Origin of the sequence: Falsiporphyromonas endometrii (assembly GCF_042654485.1) — a bacterium.
Lineage (GTDB): Bacteria > Bacteroidota > Bacteroidia > Bacteroidales > Porphyromonadaceae > Porphyromonas > Porphyromonas endometrii.
In genome coordinates this window covers 1-23,313 of record NZ_JBHSGO010000046.1, presented here as the reverse complement: position 1 = coordinate 23,313, position 23,313 = coordinate 1, and the positions used below count along the sequence as shown (strand labels likewise).

The following is a 23,313-nucleotide window of genomic DNA, read 5'->3' as shown; positions in this document are numbered from 1 at the left end:
CTGACAGACAATTCGAAATAATTTCTTTAATTTGTACTCGTGTAAGATTCATACGGTTTATCGTTTTATTTTGTTTTTTTCAAAGATAACAGTCTTGAGTCTTACACACTTTTTCGGGACAGTATCGGTTAAAGGGTAGTAATGTGGTAACTAATGGTTGCGCGGCGCTATGTTTTTTAATCTTTGAGCATAAAAAAGGCTGTGCCATAAGACACAGCCCTTCATGAGTTGTTAATTGTCTACTTATTCAGGAGGATTATTCTCCACCCATAGCTTTGTATTTGTCCATCATTCGCAAATTGTAATACACATTCTTAAGCATGTATCTAATTTTGCTGTCGTTCGGTCTAAGCTGATCAGCCTTTTCCAAGATTGGCAGAGCCATCTTAAAGAGTTCCATAGCCTTTTGATCCATTGCAGGAGTAACGTTGGCTGCACTTCTCAAATCGGCTGCTTCATTGAAAAGAGCCATTGCATATGCATAGTTAAAATCTGCATCGTCCGGTTTGATTTCCAATGCTTTTTTATACCATTTGATAGCACCTTGTGTATCGTTCTTTTGGTATGCCCAAAGGTCTCCCATTACACGATAAAGCTGAGGATTGTTTGGATCGAGTTTTATTGCATCATCAAGATATTTTATAGCCTCGTCTGTTTTGTTCATTGTGCTATAGAGGTCTACCAAGCTCGCAAAGAAGAAGAAGTCAGAACATTTGCTTGCACCTTCTTTCAGAAGATCAAGATATTTTACGGTATCGCCTTGAGCCTTGTAAGCTGAAGCTTCTCCTCTAAGTACTTGACATTCTGCACCGGGAACAGTTTTGATTGATTGTAAAATAAGCAAGGCTTTGTCCGGTTGTTTGAGCGATGATGCAAGATCAGACACAATAAGTGCAATTTGTACTGTTGTAGAGTCTTTGGAAGAAACCTCCGGGTCGTTGGCACATACGGGAAGGTCCTTTATTTTGAAATATTGCACAAATGCATCCAACGCACTTTGTTGATTATTTGATTGAGAAAATACTACACCTCCATTATAAACATAGGTGATGTCTCTTTTCAAAATCTCTTGAATCTTTTTGGTGTATTTAGCTTTTACTTTTCCATTTGCGTTAGGTGTATTGTCAAGTTCGTAGCATTTTTCAAGCGCAGGAAGGATACGTAGTGCAGCATCATACATCTTCTTTATATCTACCTCTTGACCTTTCTGCTGAAGGTCGAGATAGTGTCTAAACTCATTTTCGTTGATCTGAGCGGCAACATAATACGTCTCCGGATCATTCATAGTCTCCGGATTTTCTTCCGCTGCTGAGATAAGCATCTGAGCTTGCTCAAAATCGGGCTTACTCTGATCTGACAGCCTAAATGCGGCCTTTACATTTGATCGTTGAGCTGTAGCCACACCGAATGTCATTGCAGCTAAAGCTACTATTAGGGCTAGTTTTTTCATTGTTCTTAATTTATCTGTTATACATCCGTTTATTTTTTGTTGTAGAGTATTTGTTTGGAAGACAATATATCTTCTGTGAGAGTATGTTACTATTCTTCTGAGTCGACTTCATCCTCCTCTATGATGTCTTCATCTTCGGGCAATTCTTCATCCGCAAACTCATCTTCTAAGTCCGGATCATCCATTTCGCCCTCAAGGTCGTCATCATTTTCGAATTGTTCTTGCTCCTCTGCAGCTACACTGCAAACAGAGGCGATAGCATCATTCTTCTTTTCCAGATTGACAAGTTTTACTCCTTGAGTATACCTGCCAATAAGGCTGATATCTTTGACGCTTATGCGAATAGCAACCCCACTTTTCTTAATAATCATCAAGTCACTATCCTCGTTAACAACTCTAAGGTCTATCAAATATCCGGTCTTATCCGTGATATTCATTGTTTTAACGCCCTTACCACCTCGGTTAGTGATACGATAGTCATCAACGCTTGTGCGTTTGCCATATCCATTCTCACTCACGACGAGGATACTCTGAGTTTGTGCATCCTTGACAGCAATCATACCCACAACTTCATTGTTTGGGTTATCGCCAAGGTTGATACCCTTAACTCCAGAAGAGTTTCTTCCCTTCATAACCCTAAGTTTAGATTCCGGGAAGCGAATTGCATATCCGGCTTTAGTAGCCATTAAGATATGACTCTTACCATTTGTTAGTCTTACACTTACCACCTGATCATCTTCTGCAAGTTTGATGGCAATGATACCGTTTGTCCTTACATTAGAGTAGTCATTAAGAAGGTTCTTTTTGATAGTTCCCTTCTTCGTTGCGAAGACAAGGTAGTGAGATTTTACAAATTCACCATCTCTCTTGAGATCTTTGACTCTGATATAAGCTGTCACTTTGTCGTCTGGATCGATAGGAAGAAGGTTTTGTATTGCTCTACCTTTGGCATTTTTGCTGCCTTCCGGAATCTCATATACTTTCAGCCAATAGCATTGTCCCTTTGCTGTAAATAAAAGCATCGTGGCATGCATCGAAGCCGAATAGATATGCTCAACAAAGTCTTCACTTCTTGTGTCTGAACCTTTGGCTCCTACGCCACCTCTATTTTGAGTGTGAAATTCGGTGAGAGGAGTTCTTTTGATATATCCCATGTGTGAGATGGTGATAATCATGTCTTCATCTGCATAAAAGTCTTCAGCATTAAACTCTCTTGCATTGTAGACAATGTTTGTCCTTCTCTCGTCACCGTATTTTTCTCTAATCTCTAAAAGCTCTTCTTTGACTACCTTCATACGCTCTTCGCGACTGGCCAAAAGTTCTTCTAATCGGTTGATTGTCCTTTCGAGCTCTTCGTACTCATCACGCAGTTTGTCTCGTTCAAGACCGGTAAGAGCTCTGAGTCGCATATCGACAATTGCTCTTGCCTGAATATCAGATAAGGCAAATCTGTTGATTAAGTTGGTCTGTGCTTCATTCGGATCTTTTGCCGCTCTTATGATATTGATAACTTCGTCTATGTTGTCAACAGCTATAAGTAAGCCTTCTAATATATGAGCTCTCTCTTGAGCTTTGCGAAGTTCAAACTCGCATCTTCGAGTAACTACATCATGTCTATGATCTACAAATTCTCTGATTAGATCTTTGAGATTAAGTAGCATAGGCCTTCCTCCTACAAGTGCAATATTGTTGACACTAAAGGAGCTCTGAAGAGCAGTCATTTTATATAGCTTATTGAGAACAACCGCTGCATTTGCATCGCGCTTAATCTCAATAACAATTCTCAAACCTTTTCGATTGGATTCGTCCCTGATGTCAGAGATGCCATCAATCTTCTTCTCATTGACAAGTTGTGCTATGTTGGATACAAGGTCTGATTTAACAACTTGATACGGAATCTCGTGAACGATAATCTGTTGATGAGTAGCAGTCTCCTCGATTTCGCATTTTGCTCTCAACACAATACGACCTCGACCGGTTCTAAAAGCCTCCTTGACACCCTCATAACCATAGATCGTACCTCCGGTTGGAAAGTCTGGAGCTGTGATATATTGCATGAGCTCATCAATGTCTATCTCTCCATCTTTGTCAATATATGCGATACAACCGTCTATGCATTCAGTAAGGTTGTGTGGTGGCATATTTGTAGCCATACCGACGGCAATACCTGCCGCACCATTGATAAGTAGGTTGGGTATTCTTGTGGGGAGTACCGTGGGCTCTTGAATTGTATCGTCAAAGTTGTTTTGAAAATCAACAGTCTCCTTTTCGATATCTCTCAGCATCTCTGCTGCAATCTTACTCAATCTTGCTTCCGTATAACGCATAGCAGCAGGGGAGTCTCCGTCTATTGATCCGAAGTTACCCTGACCATCAACCATAGTATATCGCATGTTCCATGGTTGAGCAAGTCTTACAAGAGTAAAATACACAGAACTATCTCCGTGTGGGTGATATTTTGCAATAACTTCACCTACTGTTTTAGCACTCTTTTTGTGAGGGCTTGAATAAACATTACCGGTATCATTCATGGCATATAAAACGCGTCTATGAACCGGTTTGAAACCATCTCTTGCATCTGGAAGAGCGCGAGAAACAATTACCGACATTGAGTAGTCGATATATGCTGTTCGCATCTCGTTCTCAATGGGGATATTAATAATTCTATCTTCTGAGTCTATCATATTTTTAATGAGTTGCCTCCAATGATTTTTACACAATCAATTAGGGCATAAAGATACTTAATTTCGTTGAGAATACCGCTTTTTGACAGCCTCTTTATAGGCTTCCCTCCGCTCTCTGGCTTTCTTTGAATTGCCAAACTGATTGAATAGTAAATATTCGGGTAAATTGCCTGTTTGGTCAATAAAGAGAGCATCTTTAGCATTGGTTCGTGAGAGCTTTGGATCTCTATCTTCTCTTACTAAGGCAAAACGGTCTGTTGGCTTCCCATCAAATGTAAATGCTTCGTATTGGATCTTAGTCTTGGTAATCTTGATTTTTGAATAAAATGCTATGCCGGATCCCATTCTGTCAAATGCTCTTGAGAATCCATTTTCGTAGCATTTGGAGGAGAAGGTACTGATTACGTATACGGGTGGCGTAAAGTCTACTTTCTTATCTTCATCAGGGTGTGTCGTTCGAGCATAGGAGTGATCGTGCCCTTGCAAAACGAGATCTACATGGTATTTCTCGAGCAAAGGTCTAATCATATGAAACATAATTGGATGAGTCCTTGTTGATCTTACCGGTTTGACAGCGTGATGCATGAATACGATAATAAATGGTTGAGTTGCACTTTTAAGTGTTTGTTCGAGCCATTTGAGTTGATCATATAGTTGCCATGGAAGGTCTACATTATTGGAGTTTATGCTAATAAAACGGCAGTATGGATGATCTACATAATACGATAGACCAAGCTGAGATATTGGGCCGTTTATAGGGAAGTTAAACTGAGCTCTCCACCTTGGGTCAATCCTTTTTATGAGTCCTTTTATGACTTCATGGTTGCCGGGAGTAGCAATAAATTGTTTCTTGAACAGCTCACCACATGAATTGTATACCAAGTTCCAATAAGTATTCATTGGTCTCTCTATCAAGTCTCCTATTTGAAGTGTAAAATCCATTTCTTTTAGGATGGGCTTGATATAGTTCATTCGCTCTTTTGCTATGCGATCGGATATGTCCTGTATGTCTCCGAGGTAGAGGAAGTTGAGGGGTTTATCTTCATTTGGCATATGTACAATGGTGGAATCGCTATTGGAGGCTGATTTGGTGTGTACAACAACCTTGTAGTTACCACCGGGTTGCAAATCTTTGAGAGCAACATGGTAATACACATCTATCCCTCCTCTTGAGGGTACGAGTTGTTTCTTTGCCTTATATCTTTTTTTATCAGTAAGATAAACAATCCTGTTAAGTGAATCTTTTGTAAGCCTTGTTACATCAGCCCATCCATCGACAAGCTTTACTCCTGCTCTCCATGTAATTGTGACATCTCGGCACATCCTCTGTCCCGGTACGACAGTAAGTCTTGTAATGCTGTCCGGGGTAGTGTACAACAATTCCGGAAGGTTGCTAAACCATGTTTTCCATCGAAGGCCAAGTATGATACCTAAGAGGGACACTACGATGAGTGTCCCTACAAGATTTTTAGTTCTGACTTTGTTAAGCTTCATACGTCTCGTGGAGGCGGAAAGTTATTCAAATGAGGTAGTGCTATCCAACTCTAATCTAATTGTAAGAGTGGGTTCGTCACAAATTTGTCTGGGTCCATAAAATGCAATGGGCCCGGGATAGTTATAACAATCTTCAAGTGCCCACTTTTCCCGATGTCTTTCGAAATATTCAAAGGCCTTACCGTCAACATTTACCAATGATTTTTTTATTACCGGTACCAGTTGACCTCCGCGTCTTTCCATATACATCATCTTGGTAAGTGGTACACCTCCTGCGATACATTCATCTGCCGGATGTGTGGTATTGCGTACTGTGGCCATATATCCCGTCAGCCCGTCAGCTATAAGAGCCACTGCAGTACGTCCTAAACTATAGCAATAGTCTGCATCATAATTTGATGGAAATGCACATCTTCCTTCATAGCCCAAGAAGTGGGTTTGAGTAGAGAATTTGCCACTGAAGGTGCCTTCTATTCTCATTTCTTCCAATCTTTTGGCAACCAAACCTACAAAGAGTTTCTCCGTATCTACTTTAGAAACCATTACATTGCCATGTGGATCTCTGTCTTCTAATAGCTGAAGTGCAACTTCATATGGAAGGCTTTGAAGGAGTTTCGAACTGTCTTCGGAAAGTTGGATCGACATAAATCTCACCTTCTCTCTTTTCATGACCATTTCCAAGTGAGATCCTTGTGGAGAGGATAAATATTCATTTATTTCATCAATCAAGACTCTGAAGGAGGGCAAAAACTCAAGAATACCTTCCGGAATCAATGCCGTTCCATACATTTTGCCTTCGGCTGCTCTCTGAGCAATGATGTTTGCCATATAATTGACAACATCATTGATTCTCCAATCTTTTGCTTGAATATTTTCACTTATCAATGTAATATTGGGCTGGCATTTGAGAGCGCATTCAAGTGTGATATGAGATGCCGTTCGTCCCATCAACTTAATAAAGTGCCAATTCTTTTTTGATGATAGACAGTCTCTTTGGATGTTACCGATCAGTTCGGAGTATACCTTTGTGGCTGTATCAAAACCGAAGCTACATTCAATATCTTCATTCTTCAGATCTCCGTCAATAGTCTTTGGACAACCGATAACCTGAATATTTTCACCTTTTTGAAGGAAGTACTCAGCCATCATACAAGCATTTGTATTCGAATCATCTCCACCAATAATGACAACTGCACGGATGTTGAGTTTGTGAAGAATCTCAATACCACGATCAAATTGCTCGGGCTTTTCTAATTTTGTTCTTCCCGATCCAATCATATCAAAACCACCGGTATTTCTATGCTTATCGACAATCTCCTTGGTGATTTCTATGTAATTATGGTTAACTAACCCGTCGGGACCCATTAGGAATCCAAAAAGTTTGCTTGATTCGTGCAATTGTTTAATCCCGTCAAAAAGCCCTGTGATGACATTATGCCCGCCGGGAGCCGGTCCACCGGAAAGGATTACACCGATATTAATTCCATCTTTGAGAGCATTTACCATCTCACCCTCTTCAAGATGTATCATCGGTAATCCATACGTATGTGGAAACATCTCCTTAATTTGGCCTCCATCCCTTTCAGCTTGAGTATTAGCTCCTTTTATAACTTTCCAACCACACCTGAGTGCTTTGGGAATTTTAGGGGAATATTGAGACCTTAGCTTTTGTAACGGACTAACTTCGAACATATTATTGAATAATTTATGATTTGCTTCTTATGTTGTTGCCAATTCTACTATTTATAAGTATTGCTACGTAGGGAATTTTTTGTGAATAGAAGGGAAAAGGACCTTTTACTACAGTTTTTGTATTAATCTCTTGTCATTTTTAGTATGGAAGACTTCATTTATAAAAGAAAACCTTTCCAAAAGGCTTACTTTTGATTGTGATGCTACCTGTTTACCGAAAAATAAGATATTAAAATTGAGAATGACTTGCTCTTTGATTAAATACAAAACGGTTCGAAATAACTCTATTAATGCAACCTCTTTTGTAAAGCCACATCCGGCTCTAATCAATCAAAGCGCTTCAATCCAAATTTTAATGTCTATTCTGTGAAAAATCAAAATAGAGACATAAAGAAGTTAAAATAAGCCCAACAATCATCTAATAAGTTTTGAAATCAGTGAAGATTATTCTCTACTTGATTCAATGACATTTTGAGTTTATACAAAGTTATTATTTTCTTCTGTTAATGCCCTCATAATGGCCAACTTTTTGTCTAGAAGCTTTAATAAGAAGCTGTTTTGAATAGTTTTTGTATTTATCTGAGCAAGATGCTCAAGTTATTCTGTGTATAAGTTGAATTGGAGTTATTTGGTAAAGTCTTTGGCTTCCGTCCAAAAGCAGTTTCAAAACGGCATTTGTAGATGAAGCTTTTTCTAAAGATACATCCGATTTAAACACAACAAGACGACATTTCAGAACGATACGAGAAATAATTGCCATGATATGTTGTCTTGTTGATATATTCAAAACAGCTTCTGAGTTAAATTGTTGTGGAGTGAGATAATTAAAAGCTTTTGGATTCCCACTCGTCTAATGGTTAAAATAACCGGTTGAAATCAGATGATTGAATATTGATTTGCAGTGTTTTTTTGCTATTCAACGACCATACCAAAAGAGTTTGTATTACTTCTCATCTTCTTCCGTATCTTCCTCTTTCTCTGGTTCTCCAATAAAATCTTTGATAACTTCTACAACTTCTTTACAGCAAGTCTCTAAGTCATCATTGGTGATGATTTTATCAAATTTCTTTGCTTGAGACATCTCTTTTTCTGCTTTTGCCAAACGCATCTCAATAACTTTTGGTGCGTCTGTAGCTCGATCTTCCAATCTTTGTCTTAGAGTTTCTATTGAAGGGGGCATAATAAACAGAGCCAAAGCCCTATCCTTGTATTGTTTCTTGATATTCATTGCTCCTGCAACATCAATATCGAAGATTAGGTTTTCCTTGTTTTCGAGCCTTTTGTCCACTTCAGTTTTGAGAGTTCCATAATAGGTGTCCTTATATACCTCTTCATATTCAATGAAACGATCTTCCTTAATGTTCTGTCTAAATTCGTCAGGGCTGATAAAGTAATATTCCACTCCGTTTCTTTCGGATCCTCGCGGAGCTCTACTTGTTGCAGAAATAGAAAAATGGAAGTTGTATTCGGGTAAGCGTTTAAACAACTCCTTAATGATTGTACTTTTACCGGTACCGGAGGGTGCTGTGAAAATAATTAGTTTTGTCATATATATAAGTTATTTAGTATTAAACTTCCTCTTAAGGCGACTCCAAAATCCCATTTTACCTTTTGATAAAGCAAAATACGGTGTCTGTATCGCCCCAAAATTTCTAAAGAAAAACTCAACCCCTTTGATCATAGACCCTTCAAAATCAACTTCTTGTATTCCAAATTGGCTAATCTCATTGCAAATAGCTTGATAGAGGCAAAATGCCAATGCATTTTTACTCTTTTCAAGACTCTGTCCTCCGGCCATATAGTATGTGCGCCTTCCGCTTCTAACCATAAAGACTGCAGCATCAGCATTGTCCAGGGTGTCTTTCGTAGCAATATAGACGCATCCTTTGCCTTGCTTTTTGAATGTTCTTACCAAGTTTTTTAGTCGCTCTTCATAATTTATCTTTTCATTTGAAGATCTCATTAATGATAGATTGACTAAAGGTATCAAGTCTTTGGCATCTGCATCTATTATAAGTTGATAACCTTCTCTCTTGGCAGATCTTACTTTTCGTCTCAATAGCTGGTTGCATTGTTGAGCCACAAGTTTTTCGTTAGGAGAGTTTAGATATAAGATATTGGTATATCTGGTGGTTTGTTCAAACCCCTCCCATTTGAATGGTAGCCAGTCTGTCAACTGAGGAGATGTTTGTAAGTAATAGGATCTTTTTTGAGGAAGGTTTTTCAGCAGCACCATCATTGCATTTCTTTTATCAGAGAAGGTAAGCTCTGTCCTGTCAGAAGGGATGATGTGGGGTCCTATAAATTGTGTAAAGGGGGGTTGGCTAAGATGATTCTCTGTTGGAGAATAGTATGGGAAAAGCAATTTATGTCCATTGTTAAATTCAATAACCATTGGTTTCCAGCCTTCATCTCCGCACACAGAATCTAACCATAAAGGGTCAAAATAGGGTGCTAAATACTCAGCTGCCTTGTTAAAGACTGCTTCATATTCATAACGTTGAAAACTTATGTTATAATCACCCTTATTCATATTGTTATTCCTTTGATCTGTAGCAAACTTTTGTTCGATCCGGATAACCCAATCTTCCTTTAGAAGACTATATAAATGGAAAGCTGTTATGGACTTAATGTTGGGTGAATATTATATGTGAGTAAGTCCTTTTTATCCTTTACCCCTTTTATCCATTAAGAGTGGATGGTCAATTATTAACCGGATATGATAGAGAATACTACAGAGATTGTTGTTTGATATTGCTCCCTAATTCTTTGGGGAGTTTATGAGAAACAAGAGACTTAGAAATTGTTTGGACTTTATAATAAAGTAAATGCATCATACAAAGTCAAAACAACTTCTATATTTTGTGATATTCAAAATTAGTCTCTTGGAATGTTTGTTATTTTTCTTTTGGAGCGTGAATTGCTTCAATGATTTTTTTGTCGATTTCTTCGGCAAGTTCCGGATTATCTTGTATGGTTTGCTTGGCGGCATCACGTCCTTGACCAAGTTTTGTGTCTCCATAGCTAAACCACGAACCACTTTTTGTAACAATGCCGTATTCGACGCCAAGATCAACAATCTCACCTGACCGGCTGATACCCTCACCAAACATAATATCAAATTCGGCCTTTCTAAATGGAGGAGCCACCTTGTTCTTGACAACTTTGACTTTTGTCAAGTGCCCTATGATATTGTCTCCATCCTTTATTGGAGTGCTTTTTCTAATATCTAATCTTACAGAAGAATAAAACTTTAGGGCATTACCTCCGGTCGTTGTTTCCGGATTGCCAAACAATACACCAATCTTTTCTCTTAGTTGGTTGATGAAGATGCAAGTTGTGTTTGATTTCGATATGGCTCCGGTTAGTTTGCGCAGTGCTTGAGACATAAGACGGGCATGAAGGCCCACTTTGTTGTCTCCCATATCTCCTTCAATTTCTTGCTTGGGAGTCAAGGCTGCAACAGAGTCAATGACAATAATATCAATAGCTGAAGATCTGATAAGTTGCTCAGCAATTTCTAACGCTTGCTCACCATTATCAGGTTGCGATATCCATAAGTTGTCGACATCTACACCCAGTGCCTCAGCATAAGTTCGATCAAAAGCGTGTTCTGCGTCTACAATGGCTGCCAGTCCACCTTGTTTTTGAGCTTCGGCAATGGCATGAATGGCAAGGGTTGTTTTACCGGAAGACTCCGGACCATAAATTTCAATGATTCGACCTCTTGGATAGCCACCTACACCCAATGCTACATCCAGGCCAAGAGAACCGGAGGGAATAACGCTGATGTCTTCAATGCTTTCGTCTCCAAGTTTCATAATAGACCCGCGACCATGAGTCTTTTCTATTTTTTCCATGGCAAGCTTTAGAGCTTTTAGTTTTTGCTCATTAGGTTGCACATGTGCCGATTTATTTTCTTTTTCTTCCATATTTGAATTTCTGATTATCTGTTATAGGTTCAGGAGTTGTGAAGCGTGGTCTTTTGTCTTAACCTCTCTACCTCTTATGATCCGGATGATTTTGCCATCTGTATCAATAATAAAGGTTGTGCGCTCTGTCCCCATATATTTTCTGCCATACATACTCTTCTCTTTCCATACTCCGAATGTTTGATTTAGAGACGTGTCTTCATCAACAATGAGAGGGAATGGAAGGTTGTGCTTGGCAATAAAGTTTTTATGACTTTTTGCAGAGTCTTTGCTTACTCCTATGACTTGATATCCTGCATCAATGAGGTCTTGATACCCGTCTCTAAGACTGCATGCCTCTGCTGTGCATCCGGATGTGTTGTCTTTGGGATAAAAGTAAAGAGCAATCTTCTTATCCGGGTAATCTGATCTTTTTACCTCTTTACCATCTTGGTCTACACCTATTAAATCCGGTACTATATCTCCGATTTCCATATTGTTGTCTTTGTTAGTGTTGTATTATTATGAGAAAGATTAATCTATAAATCTTTTTGTAATATCTCCGAAGTAATCTATCCTTCGGTCTCTTAAGAACGGCCACCAGCGCCTGACATTTTCAGAATGCTTCAAATCAATATCTACCACTTTGACACATTCTTTGCCATCACAATCCAGAAGCAACTCCCCTTGAGGACCGGAGACAAAGCTATATCCCCAAAAGGTTATTCCATTGGTTTGTTGAGACGGATCTTCCTCTTTGCCCACTCTGTTGACACTTATCACAGGTAGCCCATTGGCTACTGCATGGCCTCGCTGAACAAGACGCCAGGCTTCTCTTTGTCTCAACTGCTCGTCCGGCTCATCCGAGCTTTCATAGCCTATTGCCGTAGGGTAGATAAGCATATCGGCACCTTTTAAAGTCATCAATCTTGCAGCCTCCGGATACCATTGATCCCAGCATACCAATACGCCCAATTTGCCGATAGATGTCTTTATTGGCTCAAACCCGATATCCCCGGGGGTGAAATAAAACTTTTCATAATAAGCCGGATCGTCCGGAATATGCATCTTTCTATATTTTCCCGCTATAGATCCGTCCGAATCAAAAACGACAGCTGTGTTGTGATATAATCCCGGAGCTCTTTTCTCAAAGAGCGATGTTACCAATACAATTTTAAGCTCTTTTGCCAAATTGCCATAAAAATCGGTTGAAGGACCGGGAATCGGTTCGGCCAAGTCAAATGTTTCTACATTCTCTGTTTGACAGAAATACAAACTATTGTGAAGCTCTTGAAGGACTATTAGCTGAGCTCCCATCTCGGCTGCTTTTCTTATCGATCGGCCAAGCCTTGTCTTATTGTCATGAATGTCTTTGCCGTTTGCTTGTTGTATAATGCCTACTTTCATATAAAATCGTATTATCTCTTTTGTAAAGGTACAATCTTATTCTCATTTATCCTTGAGTAGTGGCGATGGTATTTGCATAGTGACACAGTGTAAACTTCCGTGTTGTCTAATGAGAGCTGAACACTCGATACCAATGATTTTGTGCGATGGAAAGCATTTTCTTAGAGCTTTTTCTGCCTCTTTGTCTTTGGGACTGGAATAGGTGGGGAATAACACTGCATCATTCAATATGAGAAAGTTGGCATAGGTAGCCGGCAATCTATAGTTGAGTTCGTCTTCATCATATACGGGCTCTGCCATAGGCAAAGGAATCAATTTGAGGTGATCTTTTGCAGCCCATTCTTTCAATTCCTTTTCCATCAATTTGAGTTCCTCAAAATGTTCATCTGAGGTATCGATTGGAGCTTGTACATAAGCAATTGTATTTTGGTCGCATATCCTAACAAGTGTGTCGATATGACCATCTGTATCATCCCCTTTAAGCGACCCATGTTGTAAAACAATTAGATTCTTTGCCCCAAGTTCATCACATAATATTTGGCAAATCTCCTCGTTGGATAGCTCCGGATTTCGATTTGCTTCGAAGATGCAAGAAGCCGTTGTCAAAATTGTGCCGCATCCATTACTTTCTATAGCTCCACCCTCCAATATAAAACCAAGTCTGGATACCGTCTTTATGTCTTTGTCCCAAATACCTTTTTGTGCAAATAGATTTCGGCATATTTTATTGTCGTAACAAGATGCAAACTTTAGTCCCCATGCATTAAAGCCAAAGTCAACCAAACTGTATGATCCATCGTTGTTTTTCAAAGACAGAGGACCAAAATCTCTTGCCCATGTATCATTTGTGGGCATTATGACGATTCTCAACTTTTCTCCTTCAAACCTTGTCACAGATTGTGGAATGATTTCTTTTGAAGGAGTAACAATGATCAAATTCGAATGGTTTAGTATTGTTAGGGCCAGATGTTCGAAGCACTGCGTTACCTCATCCAGCATATATGCCCAGTCTGAATCTTTGTGTGGCCAAGATAGCAATACTGCTCCTACATGTTCCCATTCCGGAATGAGTATGGATGTGGGATTACTATTGGTTTTGTATACAATCATTTCTGTCTTTTGAAGTTTAAGAGTCTATCAAGTCTTCTCAGCTTGTTTGACTCTGTTGTTGTAGTGCGCTTATTTTATTCCAATATTCAGGATTGGGAAGCCAATGTCTCAAATCTTTTCCTTTTAGATATGCCTCTCTTATTGTAGAGGCTGAAATATCAAATAGGGGAGCATCTTCAAGATATATAGCACTATGAGGGAGTGCTGATTTGTCTATTATATCCTTGGGCCTTGGGTATACAATAAGGTCCCAAGATAGCATGATTCTGCTGTATGCATGCCATTGTTTAAAAGAGGTCCAATTGTCTCCTCCAACGATGAGGAAAAACTTACACTCCGGATAAAGGACCGTAAGGGCTTGAAGTGTATGGACGGTAAAGTGGGGCGAGGGAAGACGTTGTTCCAGAAGGTTTAATTTGAATCGAGGATCATCGCCAATTGCTTTGGCGATCATTTCGCATCTCAAGTCATATGGGAGCAAGTCTTTTTGAGTTTTGAGAGGATTGAGAGGGCTGGGTAACAGCCAAACTTCGTCTAATCCACATTCGTTGGCAACATAGTTGGCTATTGCCATATGTCCAATATGAATGGGATTGAACGAACCTAAATACAATCCGATATTCTTGAGTTTTTTTTCTGTGATCATATCTTTTGTGAGATATCCAGTGTTTGCATTGCCAGGGCCAATTCTTGAGGATCTCCGGTATGTTTACCTATTACATCGCTAAGCTTAACACAATTGTGCCAGGTCTCTTTCTTTGTCATTTTGCATTTCCAGAGTTTCATGACAATGTTCATCGGCTTAACATTGTTGCCAACATCATTCGAAAAATTAGTCCCTATTCCAAAGCTGGCTCTGATTTTCCCTTCACATGCCTCCTTGATACGAATAGCCTTGTCTACATTGAGGCTGTCAGAAAATATCAGATACTTTATTTTGGGATCTACGCGAAGCTCGATATAGCGTTTGATAGCTTTATCTATAAATAGAATAGGATCTCCCGAATCATGCCTCAGACTGGTAAAAAGCATGGCATGCTTTTTAGAGAAGTTTTTCATGAAAACATCTGTTGTATATGTATCCGTAAGAACTGTCCCAAGATCTCCGTCATAAACATCTATCCAATGTTCCATAGCCATATAGTTGGCCATTTTATATCCATATATGGCTCCATGAAACTGTATCCATTCGTGTGGATGTGTCCCGCTAACTTTAAGCCCATGTTTCATGGCAAGGTACATATTGCTTGTTCCAAAGAAGTTTGTACCGGAATGCTCTTTTAGAAGTTTTGTTACCAAGTCTTCGATTTCCAGACTAAACCTTCTTCTCATACCAAACATGGAGAAAACGACATTGTGCGCCTTCATCTTCTCGGCTTTTTCGACAATGACCCTTTTGGTGTACTCCATATCGGGTTTTTGTTGAGTCACTCTATAGTACAATTCACTTACAAGGGCTAAGATGGGTGTCTCCCACAGAGTGATGCGATAGAGAAGTCCTTCAGCGGAGATTTGAAGCCTTCTGTTTTCGTCCAGTGATACTTTTACTTCATCCGGATCAAATCTGTAACCTCTCAAGAAGTCTATATAAATAGGAGGGATATAAGGCATTTCTCGTTCTAAGAATGCAGCCTCTTCATCTGTAAGCGCAATCTTAGCCATCGCCTGTAATTCATCCTTAACCAGCAAGTCGAATCCTTCCGGGTACTGAACTTTATCGCGATCAATAAAAACAAATTCTCCCATTGCTCTTGGGAAAAGTTTTGCATATGCATAACTTGTAGTGAACTTGTATAGGTCTGTGTCCAGAAGACTTTTGATGATAGACATAATAGTCAGATTTTATATGGTTTTTAAAACGTTACAAGCACGGATTGTAGACCATTGTGTTTGTCAAACAATTGGGCTATTTCGGACATTTGATCCAGCTTGTCTATATAGGTTCTTGCAATCCAAAGTATGGCATCGTCCGATTGTACCTTTGCAAGAAGTTCATTGTTTTTGAGTGGAGACTCGAAATAGATTATAGAGAGGATCTTTTTACTTGTATTATCGTTGATCTGTTGTTGCAGTTTGTCGTCAGACAATTGTTCCCCTGATATGACCATGGTCTTTTGCCCTCTTTTCTCGAGTGCTTCTTTTATTTGTTCTATCAATCCGCTGTTTATTGAAGAAATAGGGGCCACACACCATTTGTAGTGTCCGGTCTTTTCGATTGTTTGTTTCATTGAGACGATACTTCTGTCTAAAGAATACAAATGTTTTGCGGACCTTTTGGATTCTATCAATCCCATATAGTCTGAGTTAAGCCTATTGACAGCCTCTTGCGGTACCAGCAACTTATGTCTTCCCACCAGTTGGTAGTAATAATAAATTAATGGTATTAAGAGTCCTATTATAAGTAAGATATAGGTAATATGTGGCTTGGGGTCAAATACTTTTGCTGCCATTCTTGGCTGGTCAATAACGATGATTGGTTTTTCATCTTGAATTCCCTCAAGATCAATTCTTAACTTCTCTTTGACCTCCATAAGATATTCTTTGGTTTTAGGATTGGTCTCTTTTTCTAAAGCCTTTTCTGCCTGGGTAAGTGATTGTTTGATTGCTTCTCTCGAATTGTTAGTGATTTTTTCTGAAACTACATTTAGAAGAGAATTGAGGATGCCTATAACATAGGCAGGATCTTTTTCACTTTCGATGTTCAAATTGATTACCCCGTCATCATTATAAACTTCCAATGTTGCATCTAAAGGAATAGTTATCGAAGAAAGTGGAGTATGGGTTACTCTAATCTTTCCAATCTTTTTGTTCCCCTTGTTAGGTGTTACAAGAATCTTACCGACGGGAGTATGTACCTCCTTATTGAAGGGAATGTGAAGAGATTCTTTGTTTTTATATTTCTTCTTTTCAATTGTCTCGACAAAATTGCTTGCGTCAATACCATCTTCTGACACTACGGCGTCAAAGGAACAATTTAGTTGTTTATTGGCATTTTTGAAGAATACATTAAAAGGCCTTTTGGTATATATACTTTTGGACGAAAGTAGATCGTTTTTGGTATAGGTTACCATGCCGTTGCATTTTTCGATGGCTTCATCTAATGTGCTGGTAGCATTGATATATGCAGCTATCAGATTGCTGTTGAAGAGATTCTTCTGAGTCCAAATTGGTAGCTGAGAAGTCTGGTCCAAGGCTATATATCCTAAGGGAGATTTTATTTCATCAAGATTGGGCCTAATATGCATATAGTATGCCTGCATGGGAGCCGGCAACTTAGATTTTAAGACAATGGACAAGCCTCCGAAGATAACGATGGAAATGAAAAATGCATACCACTTTTTGGTGATAAATTTAAGGAAAGAACGTCGTAGCGAACTTTGTGAAACGAATCCTTTTCCTGCATTAATTTGACTTTCAGCACACATTAGCAAATGTTATTCTTTTAGTAGTTATACTCTGCGAAGATACTTATTTTGCTGCCTACTTCTATCATTTTTTAGGTTAGAACTTTATCAACTTGATTATTAATCTATAAGTAACATGATAAATGAGGGGCTGTGCTTTTGACACAACCCCTCGTTAGAATCAATATTCTGTCTTGTTCGGTATATCTAAAATCCGGATGGCAAGTTTTTAGATAACAAGTATTTTTCCGATTTGTTTGGTGTCTTGATTGTCAATTGGCCGTTGCGAGATAGCATCCTTTTTTGTACCTTAGGCAGTGAATAAATATCTATACCCATGGAAATAAGCATATTACTTACCATACTTTTGGTTGTCATTTCGTTTGGAGGATCATTCCTTCAAGAGGGTAAGATATGTCTTGATGACATGCAACAAATCGATGACTTCGTGGTCATCAAATATATTCTGAAAAGACCTCTTTATCATTGGGCTGTGAAGCTCGTCATGAGAGGATGTTATTTGTTAAATACTGTTGCCCTGACTGATGCTTTAAAAGCTACTCAAATAGCACTTATTCAATCTCAAATTTACAAATTCGAGGGTTAGGGAAACTTGACCTTTTGCCGACTTTGCCCGTTTTTATAGTACGAAACGGGCTTTTTTATGCGCTATTTTAACAAATAAGCTCGCGCGAGAAGCAATCCGTTCTCGCGCGACTTTGGATCTGATCTCGCGCGACCTTGACATGCGAAGTCGCGCTACTTCAGGTGCAACCTCGCGCGAGGATAGGTTCAAGGTAGCGCGAGAATGGATTGCAAGTCGCGCGACCTTCCAAAAAAGGCAGCCTGAAAGTGATTTTTAGGTGGTCGAAAGATAAATGAAAATTGTCTTTTATATAATTTAACACTCGACGCCACTGATAGATTATCCTTTCTGTTTGTTTTTGCGGTATAAATAGCATTTTTGAGGTTCAAAATAGGCTACTTACAGACTAAAAAACGCCCGAAATAATTTTACATTATTTATACAATTAGGCGTGATTTAAGTGAAAATGTCCATTGTTTTTTATGCTAGAAACATCTCTTTTCCCTGACATTATTCAATGTATTAGTGCATTTTAATTTATTGGGTAGCAGATATGAAGAATGCACTTTTATTTTAGTACAGTCGTAAAAAGTTGATATAAATTGGCATAGAGAAGGATGGCAATGAGAATAAAAAGAATGGTGTCTATCAGATATGTTTGTAATCGTTTGTTTTGATCATTTGTAGACTCAGGATATGCCAAAGCTATCAAGAAGGAGGGTACAGAGATCCAATGTGCTCCAAATATGATGGCTTCATTGAGGCCATACTTGCAGATTATGTTTACAAAAATATCTACACACAGATACCCAAATATGAGATATACAAAACGGTTATTTATATTTCTGTATATACCTATCATGGAGAGCCCTATGATAGCCGCAATGCATCCCACGCTGATTAGTCTGAGAGCCCCCGAATATGGAGTCGGACGATAGACGACTTCATTGTATATCTCTTGGAGTTTAAGTTTGGGAGCAATGATTGCTTGGGAGAAGTAAGCGTCGAAGGGGTTGATATGGGTATTTTTGATCCATGTTGAATAATCTTCAATTTCGTATGCAAAGTCGATATAGTTTCCTGTCATTATGCGTGACTTTATGCTGTACATCGTTGCGATGACTGCGATTAACAATGTGAAAGCAACTGCGAATTTTGCGGCATAGCCAAAATATTTTTTGAATGGCTTATTGAAAAGTAAAGCCAGGGTTGGTTTGGCAACATTGGTAAGTGTAAGAGCTCCACTGCAAAATCCAAAAAACAAGGAAGTGCGAATACGGTAACGATCGTACTTAAGTTGGTCTCTATATAAAAAACATAGGGATAGGGTGAGGACTAATAAGGAAAATGGATAATACTCAGGATTGAAGGTCAAAGATAATGCGGTAAAAGAGGAGCCCGTTAGGAGACTAAGAAGGGCACTGCTTGTCCGTGACAAATTGCGAAGCCTTCTTGCAAAAGAAAATATCGCGGTGCAGCTCAGAGTTACCAATGTAGTCATAAGTACAATTTGGAAGTAGTATCCATAGGGCATACCTATGACAAATAGGATAGGATACAACAGTATATGTATTGGGGCTACTATAGGGTGGGCTATGTCAAAAGAGCCTCCTGCACGCCTAAAAAACTTATAACTGTCCCAGCCAAGCATACTGCCATTGATAGGGCTATCGGTAGTAATACTTAGCAATTCATGTTTTAATTGATGAAAAGCAAAGGTCGAGAGAGCGAGGTACAATACAAATAAGATACAAAAGAAAACGATCTCTTCATTGTATTTTTTGTGAAACGAACTTACTTCAAAGCGATTGATGCACTTGGAATAGTTTAAAAGAATCTGCCAAACTTTTTGGATAAACTTCATGGGAACATGCGTTGTTATCGGGTTGCTTCCAATTCGGTCAAATATTGTTCGATAGTGGTGGGATAATATCTATGCTCCAACTTGTGAATACGGGCAGCTAAGGTATCGACAGTATCATCCGAAGTAACCGGACAGGTGGCTTGACAAAGAGCTCGGCCATGGTCATACTGTTCGTCTACAACATGAATTGTGATGCCACTGATGGGTTCTTGAGCCTTGATGACTGCTTCATGAACGTGGTCGCCATACATCCCTTTACCTCCAAATTTTGGTAAAAGAGCAGGATGGATATTGACAATCCTATGCTTGTATAGATTGAAATAGCTCTTTGGCACAAGGCACATAAAACCGGCTAAAACAATAAGGTCTGTTTTTAGAGATGCCAAAAGGTCTAAAAGCTCAGGGCTCTCAAGAGAGGATTTGTTGAAATAGTGGATGGCAATACCTAAACGTTTGGCACGATTATAAATGCCGGCCTCTTTGCGATTGCAGATAATCGCGCGTACGCGTACCTCTTTAGATGATTCAAAATAACGGCAAATGCATTCGGCATTTGTACCCTCTCCGGAGGCAAAAATGACAATATTTTTCATATGAATTCATTGTTAAATGCACAGAATTGTGCTTTGTGTGCAAAATTTCTGTACTTTTGGGGTCGAATATAGTAGATATTCAATTAAAAGTTTGTTTCTTTGCCTACAAATGTAAGCAAGCTAATGGTATAAAACATACATTTATACTGATTTGCATTGTAGCATTGAAGTGCTGTATAGTGGGTGTCTTGTCCGCAGTTAGGATGATTCATCACAAATATAGATTATTGTTTAATCCTATTAATAGTAATTGTTATGTCAGAAATTGAAGCAAAAGTACGTGACATTATCGTTGAAAAGCTCAACCTTGAGCCTTCAGAAGTAACTATGGAAGCTAACTTTACCAACGACCTTGGTGCGGATTCTCTCGATACCGTTGAGTTGATCATGAATTTTGAAAAGGAATTCAATCTACAAATCCCGGACGAAGACGCTCAGACAATCAAAACTGTTGGTGACGCAGTTAAATATATTGAGGATCATCAAGCTTAATTTATCACAAGCTATATGGAACTCAAAAGAGTAGTAGTAACCGGTCTCGGAGCTGTAACACCTCTTGGTAATACAGCTCCCGAAACTTGGCAAAACCTCATCGCAGGTAAAAGTGGTGCCGGACCGATCACTCTCTTTGACGCGTCTAAGTTTAAAACTCAGTTCGCTTGCGAAGTTAAAAACTTCAATGTACTGGATTACTTTGACCGCAAAGAAGCAAGACGTTTTGACCGTTATGCACAGTTTGCAATGGTTGCTTCTGATGAGAGTCTTAAGGATTCCGGTCTTGACCTTGAAAAGGTTGATAAGAATCGTGTAGGGGTTATCATAGCTGCAGGTATTGGTGGATTAAATACATTCGAGCATGAAGTCATGGAGTATGATCCTGAATTTGGACCTCGTTTTAATCCGTTCTTTATTCCGAAAATGATTTCGGATATTGCAGCAGGACAAGTGTCCATCAAGTATGGTTTTCATGGTCCTAACTATTCTACTGCATCTGCATGTGCTTCATCTACCAACTCACTTATAGATGCTGCTATGCTTATTCGCTTGGGCAAAGCAAATGTAATTGTGGCTGGTGGTGCCGAAGCTCCAATTTGTGCAGCCGGTGTAGGTGGATTTAATGCTATGATGGCTTTGTCTACAAGAAATGACTCCCCCGAAACAGCTTCCAGACCATTTAGCGCAAGTCGTGATGGTTTTGTTATGGCTGAAGGTGGATGTTGTTTGGTGTTAGAAGAGCTCGAGCATGCAAAGGCTCGTGGTGCTCGTATCTATGCCGAACTTGTAGGTACCGGTTTGTCAGCCGATGCATATCACTTGACTGCAAGCCATCCGGAAGGCTTGGGTGCAAGACTTGTTATGAATAATGCGATGGAGGATGCCGGGATGAAGCCGGAGGATATCGATTATATCAATGTTCACGGTACTTCAACTTCGGTAGGTGATATTTCAGAATCAAAAGCTATTGTAGATGTATTTGGTGAGCAGGCTTATAAGCTTAGCATCAGTTCTACAAAATCTATGACCGGCCATATGCTGGGTGCTGCCGGAGCTATGGAGGCTATGGTGTCTGTAATGTCTGTTTATGAAGATATTATACCACCTACAATCAATCATGAAGAGGGTGACAACGATCCTAAGATTGATTATAATCTTGACTTTACTTTCAATAAAGCAAAGAAAAGAGTGGTTAAAGCTGCTTTGTCCAATACATTTGGTTTTGGTGGACACAATGCAAGTGTTATCTTCAAGAAGTATGAAAATCGCTAATTTGAGCATGACTCTGTTATTGTCTAATATATGAGCAAAATTTCATGCTTGGAATAGAAAAACTTATAAAAAGGCTTCCTTGGAGAACACCGAGGGGGCCTTTGTCTGTATTACCCGATATTTTGGGTTTTACACCAAGAGATTATGATCTTTATGAACTGGCGTTTACCCATTCTTCATGTAGTGTAGAGCTGCCGGATGGTACATTTGCAAATAATGAGAGATTGGAATTTTTAGGAGACTCTGTTCTTGCTACCTCTGTTAGTCATTATTTGTACACTAAGTATCCAAAGTGGGATGAAGGAATGATGAGTAAACGTAGGGGGGCTCTTGTCAAGAGAGCTGTAAATAATAAGATTGCTGAGGAGATGGGCATTATTAACCTGATTCATACAAAACATCGAATTGGTAATATGAGCCCGGATATCTATGGCAATACACTTGAAGCTCTGATAGGTGCTATTTTTTTGGACAGAGGTTATAAGGTAGCAGAGAACTTTGTCTATCAAAAGTTTTTGAAGTCTTTTCTTGAGATGGCTGAAGAATTGGAAGATGAGACTACAAATTATAAGAGTCAACTCCTTGAATGGGTTCAGAAAAATCATTTGGAGATTGAATTTGAAATGCTGGAAGAGCCACGTTCTTCCAGAGGTAAGTTTGTTTGTGCTGCAGTAATCAATGGAAAAAGAATTGGAATAGGCAGCGGTTATAATAAGAAAGAGGCCCACCAAGATGCATCACACAATGCACTTGACGGGTTAACAAAGGCCAGTAAGGCCATCAAAAGAAAGTCAATGACAACTCCTTCGCTTGAGACAAGTGAAGAGGAATAGAGTTTAAACCCAAAAATGTCTTTAGAACATTAGGATAGTTTATTAATACTATCTTTTTCTATCAACATTTTTGATGTTTAATAGATAATGGTGGAATTGTTTGAATCATTATTTATTCGAACAATTTGATAGTAAAAGGGGGCTACGCTTATCTGCGCAGCCCCCTTATCTCATTCAATGTAATTGGTAATTACTTTTTTACGAATTTGATTAGGCTTTCTCCCAGCTGAACCATGTAAACACCCGGGCTAAGTTTTGAAGCATTTACATTGGTCTTGCCTTTTACTATGTTTAGCTTTATAATTTCTTGACCATTTAGATTGAAGATTGTGGCAACTCGGGCTTCTTGTGAAACAATAGTAAATTGATGCTCCACACTCGAAGGGAAGATATAGGTAGTATCCCAAAAAGTGTGTAAAGGAGGTTTATCTTTGAGTCAAAATTAATCATTTCAATTCATTGTTTTGTTCATCCGTCAGGCGGGCATGAAAAACACCGGGGGGATTGGCGTCCGCCCG

At 39.1% G+C, this 23,313-nt stretch carries 20 protein-coding genes; 4 read left to right on the top strand and 16 right to left on the bottom strand.

From position 1 onward, the window contains the following. Positions 1 to 256 precede the first annotated feature (256 nt). The 13 genes from ACFO3G_RS02730 to ACFO3G_RS02670 form a co-directional block, all read right to left on the bottom strand. A complete protein-coding gene (locus ACFO3G_RS02730; protein ID WP_380077765.1) occupies positions 257 to 1,450 on the bottom strand; it encodes a tetratricopeptide repeat protein in 1,194 nt (397 codons plus the stop codon). An 89-nt stretch (positions 1,451 to 1,539) separates the two neighbouring features. Continuing rightward, the gene (gene gyrA, locus ACFO3G_RS02725) at positions 1,540 to 4,134 is read right to left on the bottom strand and encodes a DNA gyrase subunit A (RefSeq protein WP_380077763.1); all 2,595 of its coding nucleotides are present in this window, start codon (positions 4,132 to 4,134) and stop codon (positions 1,540 to 1,542) included. Between the two features lie 57 nt (positions 4,135 to 4,191). Next, positions 4,192 to 5,628: a metallophosphoesterase family protein gene (locus ACFO3G_RS02720; protein ID WP_380077761.1), complete on the bottom strand. Its 1,437-nt coding sequence runs from the start codon at positions 5,626 to 5,628 to the stop codon at positions 4,192 to 4,194. Between the two features lie 21 nt (positions 5,629 to 5,649). Beyond that, positions 5,650 to 7,320 carry a diphosphate--fructose-6-phosphate 1-phosphotransferase gene (locus ACFO3G_RS02715; protein ID WP_380077759.1) on the bottom strand — a complete coding sequence of 557 codons (1,671 nt, stop codon included), beginning with the start codon at positions 7,318 to 7,320 and terminating at the stop codon, positions 5,650 to 5,652. A gap of 943 nt (positions 7,321 to 8,263) precedes the next feature. Then, the gene (gene gmk / locus ACFO3G_RS02710; protein ID WP_380077757.1) at positions 8,264 to 8,869 is read right to left on the bottom strand and encodes a guanylate kinase; all 606 of its coding nucleotides are present in this window, start codon (positions 8,867 to 8,869) and stop codon (positions 8,264 to 8,266) included. Positions 8,870 to 8,878: 9 nt separating this feature from the next. After that, positions 8,879 to 9,853, bottom strand: coding sequence for a GNAT family N-acetyltransferase (locus ACFO3G_RS02705; protein WP_380077755.1), 975 nt, complete (start codon positions 9,851 to 9,853; stop codon positions 8,879 to 8,881). A gap of 364 nt (positions 9,854 to 10,217) precedes the next feature. Then, the gene (recA, locus tag ACFO3G_RS02700) at positions 10,218 to 11,252 is read right to left on the bottom strand and encodes a recombinase RecA (protein ID WP_380077753.1); all 1,035 of its coding nucleotides are present in this window, start codon (positions 11,250 to 11,252) and stop codon (positions 10,218 to 10,220) included. Positions 11,253 to 11,273: 21 nt separating this feature from the next. Next, positions 11,274 to 11,726, bottom strand: a complete 453-nt coding sequence (bcp, locus tag ACFO3G_RS02695; RefSeq protein ID WP_380077751.1) for a thioredoxin-dependent thiol peroxidase — start codon at positions 11,724 to 11,726, stop codon at positions 11,274 to 11,276. 39 nt (positions 11,727 to 11,765) lie between these two features. After that, positions 11,766 to 12,638: a carbon-nitrogen hydrolase gene (locus tag ACFO3G_RS02690; RefSeq protein ID WP_380077749.1), complete on the bottom strand. Its 873-nt coding sequence runs from the start codon at positions 12,636 to 12,638 to the stop codon at positions 11,766 to 11,768. A 42-nt stretch (positions 12,639 to 12,680) separates the two neighbouring features. Further along, entirely contained in the window at positions 12,681 to 13,748 is a 1,068-nt protein-coding gene (locus ACFO3G_RS02685; RefSeq protein WP_380077747.1) for an agmatine deiminase family protein, read from the bottom strand. Between the two features lie 37 nt (positions 13,749 to 13,785). Continuing rightward, positions 13,786 to 14,394 (bottom strand): nicotinate (nicotinamide) nucleotide adenylyltransferase, encoded by a 609-nt coding sequence (gene nadD, locus ACFO3G_RS02680; RefSeq protein WP_380077745.1) that lies wholly within the window; start codon positions 14,392 to 14,394, stop codon positions 13,786 to 13,788. Beyond that, on the bottom strand, positions 14,391 to 15,578 hold the full coding sequence (gene pncB / locus ACFO3G_RS02675) for a nicotinate phosphoribosyltransferase (protein WP_380077743.1): 1,188 nt from the start codon (positions 15,576 to 15,578) through the stop codon (positions 14,391 to 14,393). The genes nadD and pncB overlap by 4 nt, the downstream gene beginning before the upstream one ends. A 23-nt stretch (positions 15,579 to 15,601) precedes the next feature. Then, positions 15,602 to 17,173 (bottom strand): hypothetical protein, encoded by a 1,572-nt coding sequence (locus ACFO3G_RS02670; RefSeq protein WP_380077741.1) that lies wholly within the window; start codon positions 17,171 to 17,173, stop codon positions 15,602 to 15,604. Positions 17,174 to 17,489: 316 nt separating this feature from the next. On the opposite strand from ACFO3G_RS02670, the gene ACFO3G_RS02665 reads away from it, so the two are divergent. Continuing rightward, positions 17,490 to 17,759 carry a hypothetical protein gene (locus ACFO3G_RS02665; RefSeq protein WP_380077739.1) on the top strand — a complete coding sequence of 90 codons (270 nt, stop codon included), beginning with the start codon at positions 17,490 to 17,492 and terminating at the stop codon, positions 17,757 to 17,759. A 547-nt stretch (positions 17,760 to 18,306) separates the two neighbouring features. On the opposite strand, the gene ACFO3G_RS02660 is transcribed toward ACFO3G_RS02665, so the two are convergent. Both ACFO3G_RS02660 and purN read right to left on the bottom strand, forming a co-directional pair. Continuing rightward, positions 18,307 to 19,602, bottom strand: coding sequence for a DUF6080 domain-containing protein (locus tag ACFO3G_RS02660; RefSeq protein ID WP_380077737.1), 1,296 nt, complete (start codon positions 19,600 to 19,602; stop codon positions 18,307 to 18,309). A gap of 14 nt (positions 19,603 to 19,616) precedes the next feature. Then, complete coding sequence (gene purN, locus ACFO3G_RS02655; RefSeq protein WP_380077735.1) at positions 19,617 to 20,195, bottom strand: phosphoribosylglycinamide formyltransferase; 579 nt, start codon at positions 20,193 to 20,195, stop codon at positions 19,617 to 19,619. A 255-nt stretch (positions 20,196 to 20,450) separates the two neighbouring features. Here purN and ACFO3G_RS02650 point away from each other — a divergent pair, with 255 nt between their 5' ends. The 3 genes from ACFO3G_RS02650 to rnc are packed head-to-tail and all read left to right on the top strand — an operon-like array spanning position 20,451 to position 22,795. Beyond that, positions 20,451 to 20,687, top strand: a complete 237-nt coding sequence (locus tag ACFO3G_RS02650) for an acyl carrier protein (RefSeq protein WP_380077733.1) — start codon at positions 20,451 to 20,453, stop codon at positions 20,685 to 20,687. A gap of 15 nt (positions 20,688 to 20,702) precedes the next feature. Continuing rightward, entirely contained in the window at positions 20,703 to 21,962 is a 1,260-nt protein-coding gene (fabF, locus tag ACFO3G_RS02645) for a beta-ketoacyl-ACP synthase II (RefSeq protein WP_380077731.1), read from the top strand. A gap of 44 nt (positions 21,963 to 22,006) precedes the next feature. After that, complete coding sequence (gene rnc / locus ACFO3G_RS02640; protein ID WP_380077729.1) at positions 22,007 to 22,795, top strand: ribonuclease III; 789 nt, start codon at positions 22,007 to 22,009, stop codon at positions 22,793 to 22,795. Positions 22,796 to 22,985: 190 nt separating this feature from the next. Here rnc and ACFO3G_RS02635 read toward each other — a convergent pair whose 3' ends face one another. Beyond that, entirely contained in the window at positions 22,986 to 23,186 is a 201-nt protein-coding gene (locus ACFO3G_RS02635) for a T9SS type A sorting domain-containing protein (RefSeq protein WP_380077767.1), read from the bottom strand. Positions 23,187 to 23,313 lie beyond the last annotated feature (127 nt).